The sequence below is a fragment of the Paraburkholderia elongata genome (assembly GCF_013177735.1).
Taxonomy (GTDB): Bacteria; Pseudomonadota; Gammaproteobacteria; order Burkholderiales; family Burkholderiaceae; genus Paraburkholderia; species Paraburkholderia elongata.
In genome coordinates, this window is sequence record NZ_WOEZ01000333.1 from 1 (window position 1) to 12821 (window position 12821).

15 protein-coding genes and 4 pseudogenes are annotated in these 12821 nt (G+C 60.3%); 9 read left to right on the top strand and 10 right to left on the bottom strand.

The features are described 5' to 3' along the window. The coding region (locus GNZ13_RS51900; protein WP_216675335.1) for a hypothetical protein at nt 1-318 on the top strand (318 nt) is incomplete at its 5' end. A 36-nt stretch (nt 319-354) separates the two neighbouring features. Here the strand turns inward: GNZ13_RS51900 and GNZ13_RS50750 are convergent. Continuing rightward, a complete protein-coding gene (locus GNZ13_RS50750; RefSeq protein ID WP_328807429.1) occupies nt 355-1659 on the bottom strand; it encodes an IS110 family RNA-guided transposase in 1305 nt (434 codons plus the stop codon). 538 nt (nt 1660-2197) lie between these two features. Further along, a pseudogene (locus tag GNZ13_RS50755) lies at nt 2198-2740 on the bottom strand (phage portal protein); the annotation flags it as partial. A 17-nt stretch (nt 2741-2757) separates the two neighbouring features. Between GNZ13_RS50755 and GNZ13_RS54570 the strand changes: the two are divergent. Beyond that, nucleotides 2758-2895, top strand: coding sequence for a hypothetical protein (locus GNZ13_RS54570; protein ID WP_407945724.1), 138 nt, complete (start codon nt 2758-2760; stop codon nt 2893-2895). Between the two features lie 461 nt (nt 2896-3356). Continuing rightward, nucleotides 3357-3539, top strand: a complete 183-nt coding sequence (locus tag GNZ13_RS50765) for a hypothetical protein (RefSeq protein WP_172179000.1) — start codon at nt 3357-3359, stop codon at nt 3537-3539. Between the two features lie 394 nt (nt 3540-3933). On the opposite strand, the gene GNZ13_RS51905 is transcribed toward GNZ13_RS50765, so the two are convergent. Further along, on the bottom strand, nt 3934-4125 hold the full coding sequence (locus tag GNZ13_RS51905; RefSeq protein ID WP_216675336.1) for a hypothetical protein: 192 nt from the start codon (nt 4123-4125) through the stop codon (nt 3934-3936). Between the two features lie 337 nt (nt 4126-4462). Between GNZ13_RS51905 and GNZ13_RS50775 the strand changes: the two genes are divergently transcribed. Together GNZ13_RS50775 and GNZ13_RS50780 are read left to right on the top strand one after the other, a co-directional pair. Beyond that, nucleotides 4463-4732, top strand: coding sequence for a BrnT family toxin (locus tag GNZ13_RS50775; protein WP_172179001.1), 270 nt, complete (start codon nt 4463-4465; stop codon nt 4730-4732). Next, entirely contained in the window at nt 4716-5066 is a 351-nt protein-coding gene (locus GNZ13_RS50780) for a BrnA antitoxin family protein (RefSeq protein ID WP_172179002.1), read from the top strand. Before GNZ13_RS50775 ends, GNZ13_RS50780 begins: the two co-directional genes overlap by 17 nt. 163 nt (nt 5067-5229) lie before the next feature. On the opposite strand, the gene GNZ13_RS50785 is transcribed toward GNZ13_RS50780, so the two are convergent. Then, the gene (locus GNZ13_RS50785; protein WP_172178997.1) at nt 5230-5595 is read right to left on the bottom strand and encodes a hypothetical protein; all 366 of its coding nucleotides are present in this window, start codon (nt 5593-5595) and stop codon (nt 5230-5232) included. Between the two features lie 213 nt (nt 5596-5808). After that, complete coding sequence (locus GNZ13_RS50790; protein ID WP_172179003.1) at nt 5809-6057, bottom strand: hypothetical protein; 249 nt, start codon at nt 6055-6057, stop codon at nt 5809-5811. A gap of 153 nt (nt 6058-6210) precedes the next feature. On the opposite strand from GNZ13_RS50790, the pseudogene GNZ13_RS50795 reads away from it, so the two are divergent. Then, a pseudogene (locus GNZ13_RS50795) lies at nt 6211-6993 on the top strand (ISNCY family transposase); the annotation flags it as partial. A gap of 73 nt (nt 6994-7066) precedes the next feature. Here the strand turns inward: GNZ13_RS50795 and istB are convergent. Together istB and istA are read right to left on the bottom strand one after the other, a co-directional pair. Continuing rightward, a complete protein-coding gene (gene istB / locus GNZ13_RS50800) occupies nt 7067-7882 on the bottom strand; it encodes an IS21-like element helper ATPase IstB (protein WP_172179004.1) in 816 nt (271 codons plus the stop codon). Beyond that, nucleotides 7879-9378, bottom strand: a complete 1500-nt coding sequence (gene istA, locus GNZ13_RS50805) for an IS21 family transposase (RefSeq protein ID WP_172179005.1) — start codon at nt 9376-9378, stop codon at nt 7879-7881. The genes istB and istA overlap by 4 nt, the downstream gene beginning before the upstream one ends. A 160-nt stretch (nt 9379-9538) precedes the next feature. Here istA and GNZ13_RS50810 point away from each other — a divergent pair. Both GNZ13_RS50810 and GNZ13_RS50815 read left to right on the top strand, forming a co-directional pair. Beyond that, nucleotides 9539-10177 (top strand): annotated as a pseudogene (locus tag GNZ13_RS50810) (ISNCY family transposase); the annotation flags it as partial. Nucleotides 10178-10205: 28 nt separating this feature from the next. Beyond that, entirely contained in the window at nt 10206-10370 is a 165-nt protein-coding gene (locus GNZ13_RS50815; RefSeq protein ID WP_216675337.1) for a hypothetical protein, read from the top strand. A 143-nt stretch (nt 10371-10513) separates the two neighbouring features. On the opposite strand, the gene GNZ13_RS50820 is transcribed toward GNZ13_RS50815, so the two are convergent. After that, a complete protein-coding gene (locus GNZ13_RS50820) occupies nt 10514-10900 on the bottom strand; it encodes a hypothetical protein (protein ID WP_236002571.1) in 387 nt (128 codons plus the stop codon). Nucleotides 10901-11152: 252 nt separating this feature from the next. On the opposite strand from GNZ13_RS50820, the pseudogene GNZ13_RS50825 reads away from it, so the two are divergent. Beyond that, a pseudogene (locus GNZ13_RS50825) lies at nt 11153-11398 on the top strand (IS4 family transposase); the annotation flags it as partial. Here the strand turns inward: GNZ13_RS50825 and GNZ13_RS54575 are convergent. Both GNZ13_RS54575 and GNZ13_RS50835 read right to left on the bottom strand, forming a co-directional pair. Then, on the bottom strand, nt 11385-11882 hold the full coding sequence (locus GNZ13_RS54575) for a group II intron maturase-specific domain-containing protein (RefSeq protein ID WP_407945726.1): 498 nt from the start codon (nt 11880-11882) through the stop codon (nt 11385-11387). The pseudogene GNZ13_RS50825 and the gene GNZ13_RS54575 overlap by 14 nt on opposite strands. 104 nt (nt 11883-11986) lie before the next feature. Further along, the coding region (locus tag GNZ13_RS50835; protein WP_172179007.1) for a maleylacetate reductase at nt 11987-12821 on the bottom strand (835 nt) is incomplete at its 5' end.

Genomic DNA, 12821 nt, shown 5'->3' on the forward strand with positions numbered 1-12821 from the left:
GCGGTCAAGGTGCAGGCGGTTCGGGTGCCGGCGGTTCGGGTGCCGGCGGTTAAGGAGCAGGCGGTTCGGGCGCAGGCGGTTCGGGTGCGGGCGGTTCGGGTGCAGGCGGTTCGGGTGCAGGCGGTTCGGGCGCAGGCGGTTCAGGCGCGGGCGGCTCGGGTGCAGGCGGTTCAGGCGCAGGCGGTCATGGCGCAGGCGGTCACGGCGGAGGCGGGAACGGCGGAGGCGGGAACGGCGGGAACGGCGGGAACGGCGGGAACGGCGGGAACGGCGGGTCAAGGTAATCGGCCGCCTTGTTTTCAGCCGCCCTTTCCATGAACCCTCCACATTCCGTCTTTTCAAGATGCCATAGCATCAGCGGTTGGGAGCGGATCGAGTTGGCGTCCTAGTTTTTGCAAGCCGCTTGAGAGCTTGCTCCTTGGTTTTCCGAACCTGTTCCTCATAGCGAGCGAGTCCTTTTTCAACGTAGTCGTCTCCCTTGACCATCACGCGCCAGAACCACCCAGCCAGTTTGCGTGCGAGTGCCTTGGTCGCGACCAGACCACCGCGGCGCGCAGCGAGCCGCCGGTAGAAACCACCCAGCGCAATATCCTTGCTGCGCACCAGGCTTTGCGCCATCATGCAAAAGAGCTGTCCGGTCCGGTTGCGGCCGCGCCTGACGCGTTTCTTTCGCTTGCCACTATCGTCACTGCCGGGTGCCAGCCCTGCCCAGGAAGTGAAGTGCTTTTCAGTTGGCCAGACGCTGAGATCGGTGCCCACTTCGCCGATAAGTTGTAGCACGCCGTACTGGGACACTGCGGGCAGCTTCGTCAGATCCCGTCCGCCGCACATCTGTGCGAGTATCTCGCGCAGCCTGGAAATTTCCGGGGCGTTGACGCCGGTTTGTTTGGTGGACCTGGGCAATGGGGGCCGGGTCTCATCATGCGGCGGCAGTACCGCCGTGATGCGCCTGTCGCAATCGGCGACGAGTTTCTGGTAGTGATCCCAGGATTGCAATGCCTGATCGAGTGCGAAGATGTGCTCGTCGGCCCATGTGCCGCGCAGAGATTCGATCACGGCCTGTTCCTTTTTTCGCCGGATCTGCACATCGCACAGTGCTACCAGTGCCTCAGGGGAGCGCTCGCCGGCCACGATCGCGCGTACTACCGCCATGCCGCTGACGCCGGCCAGTGACGATATGACATCGTGCAGCTTGATATTCATGCGGTCGAGGGCCTTTTGCATCAGTTGCACACAGGCGGCCGCGGCCGTTACATGTTCGGCGCGCAAACGCAGGTAGTCCTGCAACCGCCGAATATCAGCGGGTGGCACGAAGCCAGCGTGTAGCAGGCCATGCATGTGCAGCGTGGCTCCCCACTGGCTGTCAGCCATATCGGTTTTCCTGCCCGGCAGATTGCGCGTCTGCCTGCCATTGACCATGCGCACTTGCAGGCCGGCGCTTTCGAGTACACCGTACAACGGTAACCAGTAAACGCCGGTCGCTTCCATCGCGACCGAATGCACGCCCTGTGCGATCAGCCAGTCGCGCAACGCGTGCAGTTGGGACGTCACGGTACCGAACACCTCCGGCGTGTTGCCGCCCACCGAAACATGCATGTGTTCGCTGCCGACGTCCACGAAGGCGGCTAACGGATCCAGCATCGGGAGTTCTTGTGACATGGTGACCTCCGCATTGGAATATCACAATGCGCGCGGCGGTCCTGGCCCGGTCACACCATATGAAAAACAAATCTTTCCAGCGGGAAGCAAGCAACGCTCACCAGAATGTGCGACTGATCATGACCAGAGCTATTCTTTCGTACAGGCAATCCGACGGTTGTCCGATGCACCAGAGGGGGCTCAGCTACGCTGCCGGGAACCACCACGCGTGATCCATACGATAGCCGAAGCCGGGTTCATGGTCCGTGTGCGGTTTTTTGCAAAAACTCGCTGCTTTCGTGCAAGAGACGAAGGTCATGGCGCCTACCGAACGGGTAATCCCGATTGTATGGAACATGAAGCCGTGAGATCCGTTGCGTATGTCCATCTCTCTAGCGGAAGCTCCGATGGCTGTATGCAGCCGGCCGCCCAGTTCGGGGCAACACTGAGAGACGAATGTCAGCTGCCGAAGTGCATCGGCCATATGAGCGTCCATTTGCTCAGGTAGAGGAATGACGGGAACTGGCCGGACACACCCATTGCGATCGGCGGAAGCCGCTCAAGCTGCGACGGCCGCCCGTTTGATACTGTAGGGATTGAACCGCACGACCTCGTCGCCGATCCACTCATTGAGCTGCGTAAAACGGCGTTGGAGCGGTTCGATTTCGTTGGCCCCGAACACCTCGGCCGCTGTGTCTGCGGCGCCAAATCCGCCCGTGTTGCTCGGCACCACGCCGATAAGCTGCGGCGGTACGCGGTGCGCGGCGAGCAGGTCGTCGCGAGTCACGTTCTTGATGTTGAAAAACTCGTCTTTCGCCGTGACCTCGGACACCGGGATTAGCTGAATCCCTTCCTTTTTCCCGTTAGGTGCGTACATGAAGAGGTTCCGGAAATTGCCCGGTCCCTTGCTGTTTTTCAACGCCTCGCGCAAAGCATCGACGTCTTCCTGTTTCTGGGCCGCATCTGTCATGTACAGGATGAACCCGGCGTGAGATCCGTTTTCATAGTAGCGCCGGCGAAACAGCGTCGCCGACTCGTTCAGCCATGCCGCATGCAGCGCGCCGAGATATTCGGGTAGGCCATACACTTCCTGATTGATATCCAGGGCCGACCTGGACTATAAGCCAACTGCGCGAATTGATCTTTCGGCGTTTCGGAGTCCAGTTTTCAGCTTCGCATGTTGGCCACCTTGTTCGGGGCTATGGCCTCGCATACCGACTCACCTATTCAACTTCAGAAAAACCGTCGCCTGGATAGCGTCAAGCAGGAAGTCCGGTCGTGTGAGAACCGTCGTCGGGAAGCTTGGAATGGACCATCGAATGCGATCGCCGAAGCAGCGCACGGAGAAGAGGGGTTCCGCGATCAATGACGAAACGCTGGCATGGGTTGCCGCGGCGCTCAGGCAGTCGCCTCGAACACTCGGCATAGAGGCTGATCACTGGACGAACGCTCGTTTGCGCATCGTGCTTCATCGGCGGGTGGGCGTCGATTATTCGCGCGGATATATTTGGGAAATAGCCACCCGCGCCGGCGTGGCAGACCTGCTTACAAGACGGCGTAACTGATCATTCCCCTGGCGCGGCGGGATCGCACGGGCACGGTTTCGCTATGGGCGTCCGCCCATAGCGCACTCGCCAAAGTACTGTGTAAACGTGCAGTATCACGATCTGCACGTAAAGGCCTAGACTGACCGTTCCGACACAACCGCGGAGTGCGCCATGGTCACCAAGACCGTCCGCAGGACACTTTCCGGTCTGACTTCGGCGTTTTCGCCGGCTCCGAAGGGCAAGCAGGGGGTCGCATATACCGTGAAATCGGCCCAGCAACGCGCCGACGAAGCATGGAGGCGCACGACGCACGGAATGCACAGTTCCTTACTCCGTAAAGATCCGAAGGTGTGATTTTCGGAAACCAGAAGCAATACCGAGCCCGCCGTCCGAATTGGCTGTCATCGAAGCTGGAGACGAACTATGACTGCGCCGCAAAAACTTTACGGTGTGACGCTGAAGCCCCAAGCCAAGGCTCCGCGCAAGCTGATCGAAGTCCCCGACCCTGAAGCGCGCCCGGACCTTTTGGAAGCCGTTCGCCGAGTCGTGGCTGAGAATCGGGAAGCTGGAGAGCGACGACCCCGAGAATAATTCGATCTAGTTTTATTTAGGCGACTCCGAACTTGAAGCCGCAATGCGTTGCTACGTCGGCATTACGTTTGGGCCGGTCGTTGCGTAAGTGGAGAGGGGCGGCGCCCCGACGACCGGCCGGCACCGTTCGCACTTCAGGAAAGGCGGCCTGTAAGGATTATTTGACCGCTTCCATATTCGTCCAGTATTCGTCCACGTCGCCATCGCGGCGCACTTTGACGACCCCGCCAAACATTTTCACGCCGACGAGACACACGGTTTCGCCGCCGCGAAACATCGTGCATTCGCCGGCGGCCATCGCACTCGTCGCGGCCTTACGAAACGCCGCCTTGTCGCCAAGGTAGGACATGACCTTATCGAATCGCTTCTGTGAGTCGCATCCGATCCACGTCCCGTCCTTCACCTGGTGAACGGCAGCGGGCCGCGACTCACCAGCCACGGCATGGCCCGAGAGGGCGCAAAAAGAAAGAATCGAGACAGCGGTGACGACGCGCGATCGCACTTTTCCAACCAGCTTCATCGGCTTTACCCCTTTTTATTTGAAAGGAAAATGAAGGCGAGAGCCTAGCACAGCACGCAGGCGAAGCAGTGCATCGGACGCAATGAGATAAGCCGGGATACAGCCTGCTTTTTTGTATGCACAAAAATAGCTTGCAGGTAGTAGTTTTTGTGCATACAATAATTACATGCAAATCGAATTCGACCCGGTCAAAGACCAAATCAACCAAGGAAAGCACGGCGTTTCGCTGGCGATGGCCGAAGCATTCGAAATGGACGTCGCGCTAGTGTGGCGCGATAACCGGTTCGACTACAGCGAAGAACGGTTCACTGCGTTCGGCCCGATCGGCGATCGCATCTATTCGCTTTCATTCACCATGCGCGGCGAAACGCTGCGTGCAATCAGTCTGCGCAAAGCTAACCGTAGAGAGGTGCTTAAATATGTCGACGAAGCGTAAATTCCATATCCCCGACGCCGCTGAAGATGCAGCGCTCACCAGGGCGGCCGAGAGTGATGCAGATAACCTGCCACTCACGGATGCGCAATTGAAGCGCATGCGCCCCGCGCGTGACGCATTGCCGACGATGGTCGGCGAAAAGGCAGCGGCCGCCGTGCTGAGAGGTCCCGGCCGCCCCTCGATGCCGATCGACCAGCACAAGGTACGTACAACGATCCGGCTCGATCCTGACGTCGTCGACGCCTTCAAAGAAACCGGCGCCGGCTGGCAATCCCGCATGAACGATGCATTGCGCGAGTTTGCGAAATCGCACGGCATGATTCGGGGCCGTTAGCAACTTGAGCGTGCCGCGTAGCCATGAGCAACCACCGTTCAGATTCGGCAGGCTGGGAAGCAGGGAAGGCGAAAACCAGGTAAGCCCGCATTTCGCGGGCTTATTTGTTTGTGTGCTGCTTCGGATCGTTACGCGTTCTGAATGCACATCAGACGAGTTTGGGCTACGGATCGCATTCGTCGTGCGTGTATGCAGGCGGCCCGATTCCCGCAAACATGCGGCCAGAGCGCCACATTCGCGGCAGTTCGACTGCGAGAGAGCCCCAGCGCGCGAGTACCGCGGCGAACGTGCCTTCACGCTTGGCTCGTCGGATTTTGTCGACCACGTTCCAGCCACGCACATACAGCGCGAAGCTGCGCCGGCTCGACAGGAAATGCGGAGCGTGAACGCCGACCCACGCGAGCAATTCAGCCGGCGGAACGTCAGGACTTGTGGGATCGGGCTCGATATTGGCCACTACAGGAGTTTCGTCGGCCGATATGTCACCGCTGGAATTGCCTTGCATCGCGGAAGTTTCGAGCGCGAGCATAGATACGCACGATAGCCGAATGTGGCCCGAGGTGAGCAAGTCAGCGAAACAATTTGACATAAGATAAATTATCAACAGGACTGGTATGTTTGGGACTGTTGCGTTTTTCGGGCATCCGGCGACGGTGGCTCAAGGCTTCCAGCCGGATTCCGCGCAACAGAAACGGCCACGCATGCGACGCAACGGTTCCTCTTGGTTTTTCCCTGCAAAACATTACTCAGGCGTCGATAAACGCTGACACTTGCCATTCCCTCTGTCGCGCAACGCCGCGCCGTAGGTGCCAAGAATCAATATTTGGTATGTTTTACGGTGTTGCGTTTTTCGGGCATCCTGCGACGGCAGCTCAAGGCTTCCAGCCGGATTCCGCGCAACAGAAACGGCCACGCATGCGACGCAACGGTTCCTCTTGGTTTTTCCCTGCAAAACATTACTCAGGCGTCCATAACCGTTGACACTGGCCATTCCCTTTCTCCCGCAACGCCGCGCCACAGGTGCCAAGAATCAACATTTATTGGTGTAGGCCCCAAGTAGTAATGTCCGGTTCTAGCCATTTAGAAATGTCGTGTTTTGGTCTCGGTATGCTTGCCGGTTCCCCGCGGGACTACGGAGCCGGCCATGCATCCAGCTGCACTGGTGACATTGAACATGCGAGAGCTCGACCGTCTGGAGGTAATCCAGTCCGTGGTGGACATGCGGCTCAAGCCCGGACGCGCGGCCGAGCGTCTGGGCCTGACCGTACGGCAGGTCCAACGTCTGGTGATCCGTTACCGCGAGTCCGGTGCGTCCGGACTGAGTTCGCGCAAGCGTGGCCGGCAAGGTAACCGGCGTCTGGACGAGAGTCTGGCCCGGCGGGCTCTGGCGATCATCCGTGAGCGTTATGCCGATTTTGGACCGACGCTGGCCTGCGAGAAGCTGTACGAATCTCACGGCATCCGGCTCGCCAAGGAAACGGTGCGACGGTTGATGACGGACGCCGGACTGTGGGTGCCGCGCCGGCAGCGGCCGCCAAGGATCTACCAGCCGCGGGCCCGTCGTGCGTGTCTGGGCGAGCTGATCCAGATCGATGGCAGCGATCACCGGTGGTTCGAGGAACGGGCGCCGGCCTGCACGCTGCTGGTGTACGTCGACGATGCGACCAGCCGGCTGATGCATCTGCACTTCACGGCGAGCGAATCGACCTTCAGCTATTTCGAGGCGACGCGGGCGTACATCGAATGCCACGGCAAGCCCGGCACGTTCTACAGCGACAAGGCCAGCGTGTTTCGCAGTGGCAAAGCCCATGAAACCGGCAGCAGCGTGACGCACTTCGGCCGGGCGATGTTCGAGCTGAACATCGATGGGTTATGTGCGAATTCGAGTCAGGCCAAGGGGCGCGTCGAGCGTGCGAACCTGACGCTTGGATAGCGTCAAGCAGGAAGTCCGGTTTACCGACAAACATCTTGGCCGGTCGGCCGAGGTGATTGTCGCTGCGTCAGGGGGTCATGGTCGTCGCTCCGTTCTGGTTGTCAGTGGGTAATTGACGGCGGCGCTCTTTCTGTTTGTCGCTGGCTGTGCGGCGCCGATAGCTTTCGACATTCAGCTCGAAGATCGTCGAGTGATGGACGAGCCGGTCGATGGCGGCCACCGTCATGCCGGGGTCCGGGAAGACGTCATTCCAGCCGGAGAATGGCTGGTTGGCGGTTATCAGAAGACTTTTCCGCTCGTATCTTTCGGCGATCAACTCGAACAGCACGCTGGTTTCGGCCTGGTCCTTCCTCACATACGACAGATCGTCCAGGATGATCAGGTCGAACCGGTCGAGTTTGGCGAGCGCCGAAGGCAGCTGCAAACTTTGACGTGCGACCTGGAGCTTCTGCACGATTTCGCCGGTTCGGGTGAACAACACACGATAGCCGGCATCGATCAGGGCATGTCCGATTGCGCTTCCAAGATGACTTTTCCCGCCTCCAGGCGGCCCGAACAGGAGAATCGTGGCGCCTTTCTCAAGCCACGAATCGCCGGTGGCCAGCGCCATCACATGCGCCTTTGAGACCATAGGCACAACACCGAAGTCGAAGGTGGCGAGCGTCTTGGTCGGATCCAGATGTGACTCGGCACGATGACGTTCGATTCTTCGTTTGGCGCGCTCGGCAAATTCATGTTCGAGCAATGCACCGAGTAGCCGCGACGCCTGCCAGCTTTCCTTGTCCGAGCGTTCAGCGAAGTCCGGCCACAACCGGCCGATCGTTGGCAGGCGCAGTTCGTTGAGCATAAGTGCGATACGGCCAGCATCGTAGGCGGCGTTCATGCGAGCACCTCCTCATCGAGCAACGTGTCGTAAAGCGCGGCGGACGGCATCTCGACGACAACCACCGGACACTCGGCCTGGCGCGGCGCGAACTCATCGAACAACGCCTTCAGATCGGGCAGTTCACCGAGTTCGAGCAATGCATCGAGCCGCTCGGCCAGTTGTGCCTCGACGCCGTGGTGCCCGGCGAGCTCAAGCAAGCCCACCATGGTCTTGCAGGCGCTACGCGGCGTCAGTGCCTGATCCAGTCGTTCCCAGGTGCGACGATAGGCTTCACGCGGAAACAGATCGTCACGGAACGCGAGACCCCTGAAGGCCTGCGGCTTGCGTTTGAGTGCGTCGATGAAGTGCCGGTAGTCGATGCCGCGACCGCGCCGCTTGCTCGTGTGCGTGGCCCTCGTCGTGCTGTGCACGAGCGCGCCGGACAGATAGCAATCGAGCCGGTCGCTGTAGAGGCGCACCTTCACGCGATGGCCGATCAGCCGCGACGGCGCGCTGTACAGGACGCAACGTACGGTGAACGTTCCGCAACGGGTCACGCGCGCCTCTTCCTCAACGAAGTCGGTGGTACGGTGCTCAGGCAGATCCAGCAAGTGTTCGCGCTCGATCTGGAACGCTGCAGCATTGCGCCGGTTGCGGCGCATTACCACGCCGCGCACGAACTCGTCGTACGCGGCGCGGTCTGCGAAGTCGCGGTGACCGCGCAACTCCAGAGCCTGATCGACCTGATCCTTCAGATAGCGATGCGAGGATTCGACGCTGCCATTCTCGTGGGCCAGGCCCCGGTTGTTGCGCGTGCCTTCCATCCCGTAATGTGCGAGCAACGACGCATAGCGGACCGTGAAGTCTTCCTCTTCCTGCAGGTTCCTGAATGCCGCCGACAGACTGTCGGAGCGATGTTCGCGCGGGCAGCCACCAGCCTGCCACAGCGCATTCTGCAATCCCGTCGCGAGCGCCTGGAAGCTCTCTCCGCCATCGACCACGCTGGCGTATTCCCAGCGCGAGAACGCCAGCACGAAGTGATACAGCAGGTGGTTGAACGGGATGCCACCAATCGTTACGCACAACTTGTCCATGTGCGTGAAGTCCGACAGGCCTCGCGCGCCCGGTTGATACGTTTGAGGGAAGAACACTTCCTGGTTCGGCCCTTCGAGCGCGCGCCACTGGCTGACATGTCGCTCAAACGTGCGCCGCATGCTGTCCGGAAAGCGCTCGGGATGGTCCTCCTGCAATTTGCGCAGCAGGGTGATCGCCTTCAGCTTTGGCGCAGCGCGTAGCAATGGGACCACTTCGCTCTCCCAGACATCGGCGAACGGATCAGGGCGCGAGCGCCAGTAGCGCCGGGGCTGCTGTGACGGTAGCCCGGCTTCGTGTTCGACACGCCGCGCCGTGCGCTCGCTCATGCCTGACTTCGCCGCAGCGAGCTTCTGCGGATGGTGTTTGCGATGGTTCATGTAGAGGCGGACCTGCTGGTCGGTGATGCGGCTTCCAGACATGGGCTGACCGCCTCTTTTTAGGTTCAGTCAGCCATCCTAAGCCTCGCCGATCCGGCGGCGCCGGCAGTTCGTCGTCTCCGGCGGCTACGCCGCCTCCGACTCCTCACTACCGGCCAAGATGAATGTCGGTACACCGGACGAAATCATTGTCGCCCCCCAGACGCTGCAGGACCGGCTCGTGAAGGAGCTGCGGCTGCGTGGCATCGACACGCGGGAAGCGGCCAATGCCTATGCGCCCCGCTTCATCGCTGACTACAACACGCGCTTTGGCAAGGCTCCCAGGAGCGCGTTCAACGCTCACCGGCCGCTGCGTGCGGATGAGAATCTCGACACCATCCTGACGTGGCGTGAACCGCGTCGGGTCACGCGCTCGCTGACGCTGCGGTATGACCGGGTGATCTACCTGCTGGACGATACGGAAGCGACCCGCAGGCTGGTCGGACGCTACATCGATGTGTATGAGTATCCGGACGGTCGCATCGAGATCCGCGCGGATGGCATCGCCCTTCCCTGCACGCCTTATGACCGGCTCTCGGAGATCGACCAGGGCGCGGTGGTCGATCACAAGCGGCTGGGGCACGTGCTGCAGGTCGCGCAGCTGATCCAGGCGGATCGCGATAACCGCCGCGCGTCAGGTTCGCCGTCACGAACCAATCAGGGGCAGGCGCCCAAGTTGAAGGAGCGCAAGGCGGGCACAAGGAAGCAGCGGGAGATCAGCGTTGAGGATCTGAACACCGCGATTGGCAGAACCACGGCCAGCCTCCAGGACCCTGTACTCAAAACCTCATCAAAGAGATAACAAACGCACAAACCACGACATTTCTACTTTGCTGATGGGTCATCTGGCCGCATCGACCCAGGCGGGCAAGCTTCGGTACATTGAAGATCTGTATCAGCATGCGGACCGGTTGCTGGGACCGAGCGGTCTCGATGACGCGCTGGCGGACATGAACGATGCCGCGCTGGCCGATGTGCTCGGCTTGATGCTGTAGTACGCGCCGTCGGCGATCACCCGGTCCACTGACAGATCGGCGGGTAGCACGGTGTCCATTCCTTCGCGGTCCGATATTTCGGTTCGTGAAGGAGGTTCACAAGTTTCCCCTGCAGCGCAGTCTGCGACACCCAGCGCCGTGCTTCAGTGCCAACGGCCACCGCCGTGCCAGTAACCACCTCTCGAGTAATATCCGCCCCGCCAGTAACCGCCGCCCCACCATCCGTAGTACGCTGGATACGGGTATCCGTAGTAGGCCGGGTAGCCGTAATACACGGGCGCGGGATAGTACGCAGGCAGCGGCACCGCGACAAACGCGCAGCCGGGCGGAGCGGGTGGCAAAGTCGGCACACCCGTCGCGCCGGTCGCATCGCTCGCGGCCCTTGTGGCCGCGGTCGGCGTACCGTTCGTGCAGGCGTAATAGCCGCCCACCCCCGGATAGTATGTGTAGGGACCGGCATAGACGCAGGCGGACAGCACAAGCACGGCCGCGACGCTGCTCGTCGACGTCATGAATTGCGCACGGATCATAGGGCCTCCTCGCTTCTTCTTTGCGCCGCAGCACGGCTGGCTGCACCCTGTAGTATCTACATACTAGGTGGCAGAGCGATCGAATTCGACCTGGCTTGCATTACCGCCCGTAACAGGGGTTCCAGTCCCGGCCCTTTCAAGGTCTTTGTTCGTCGAACCTGATAACCTGGCGGTCTGTTTAATGAGCGCAGGCGTGAAACGATGTTTGAAGAGGTGATGGAGAGATTCGGGAAACAGGCGCCGATCAGCGTGATGGCCCGATTGACGCTCGAACATGCGATAGCGCCGGAATGGGTGAATGAGGTGTTTGCCACGAGCCGGCAGCGACAGTATCCGCGTGAGCTTCTGTTTTCGACTGTGGTGGAGTTGATGACCCATGTCTCGCTGGGACTGCGTCCCTCACTGCACGCGGCGGCAAGGCAGTCGAAGGATCTGCCAGTTTCGCTGACGGCGCTGCACGACAAGATCAACCGCACTGAGCCGGCTATTTGTAGTGGCCCGATAACATAAACCGTCGGGCCCGATTACATCGATCGTTCCGGGACCAGATTAGCTGAGAATATCCGCGTGCCCGGGACCACATTAAGCGACTTACTCGTCGGAAATGCGCACGCCGAGCGAAGTAGTTCGTGAAAGCTGGGTCGTAAGGGGTGGCGTTCGCTTGAATCTTGATGTGCCGGGTAATTGGAACACTGGCGGCTTGAAGCAGATCAAGGCAAGTGGTTTTCCCCAGTCCATCACGGGTCAATGCGAAGAACACCCAATTGCGTCGACCTTCGGAGCGAAAGTATCGCTGACGCTTCCATCGTGCCGATTTGTTAGGGTGCCGTCGATTGATCCATGCGATCAGCGCATGAAACACATGATGGTCGACATAGGCGAAGACTTTCTTCGCGACCACGTGACGATAGTAGTTGGCCCAGCCCCTCAACTTGCTGTTGAGTTGAGATAACGTGGAGTTCAGACGAGTGGCGCACCTCAGACCACTGACCGATAGCTTCGGCCCATGTCGGACATGGGCATCTTGTCCGGCGCGACATCGAAGCTTTGATAGTTCGACGAGGTCCCGATCAGACCCAGCATGGTTCAGACGCCGTCGCCCGCCCATGCTCGTTGAAGTAGCTCACCAAGCGCCCCGGCCTCGATTGGCCGCGGATTGCGATACGGATTGGCTATTGCCTGTTCGATCGCACGCGGTATGCCTTCGTGCGGCATACCAATATCGCGCAGCGCCAGAGGAATGCCACATTCGCGTTCGAGCTGGAGAAGGGCGAGGACCGGATCCTCCGCCTTCATCGCGCGCCGCAGATGGATCATCGCTTGGGGTATTTCCGGCGCGTTGTACGCGAGCGCGTACGGCAGTACGACCGCATGAGTTTGCGCGTGCGGCAGGTCGAACAGGCCGCCTAGCGTGTGGCAAAGCTTGTGATGCAAGCCCATCGTCACCGCGCCGAGACAGCACGCACACAACCATCCACCGTACAGCACGTCGGCACGGGCAGTGGGATTATCCGGTTCGTTCATGATGCGCGGCAGCGCAGCGACGATTGCGCGTATGCCCTCTTCGGCCATCAACGACACAATTGGATTTCCGTCGAGAGCATAGAGCGCCTCCGCCGCATGCGCGATTGCATTGAACGCGGAAAGCGCCGACATTTGCGTGGGTAGCGACAGGGTCAGGTCGACGTCATACACGACCACCTCGGGCAATACCTTGGAACTGCGCTGAGTGGTTTTAAGGCCGTCCTGGGTTTCCCCAAGTATGGGTGTCATCTCGGAGCCAGCGTAAGTGGTCGGCACAACGATCTGGGGCAGCTCGGTACGCAATGCGATTGCCTTGCCCAGTCCGGTTGTCGAGCCACCGCCGACCGAGACCACCCCGTCAATGTCGAGCTCCTTGACGACGGACAGGGCGCGTTCG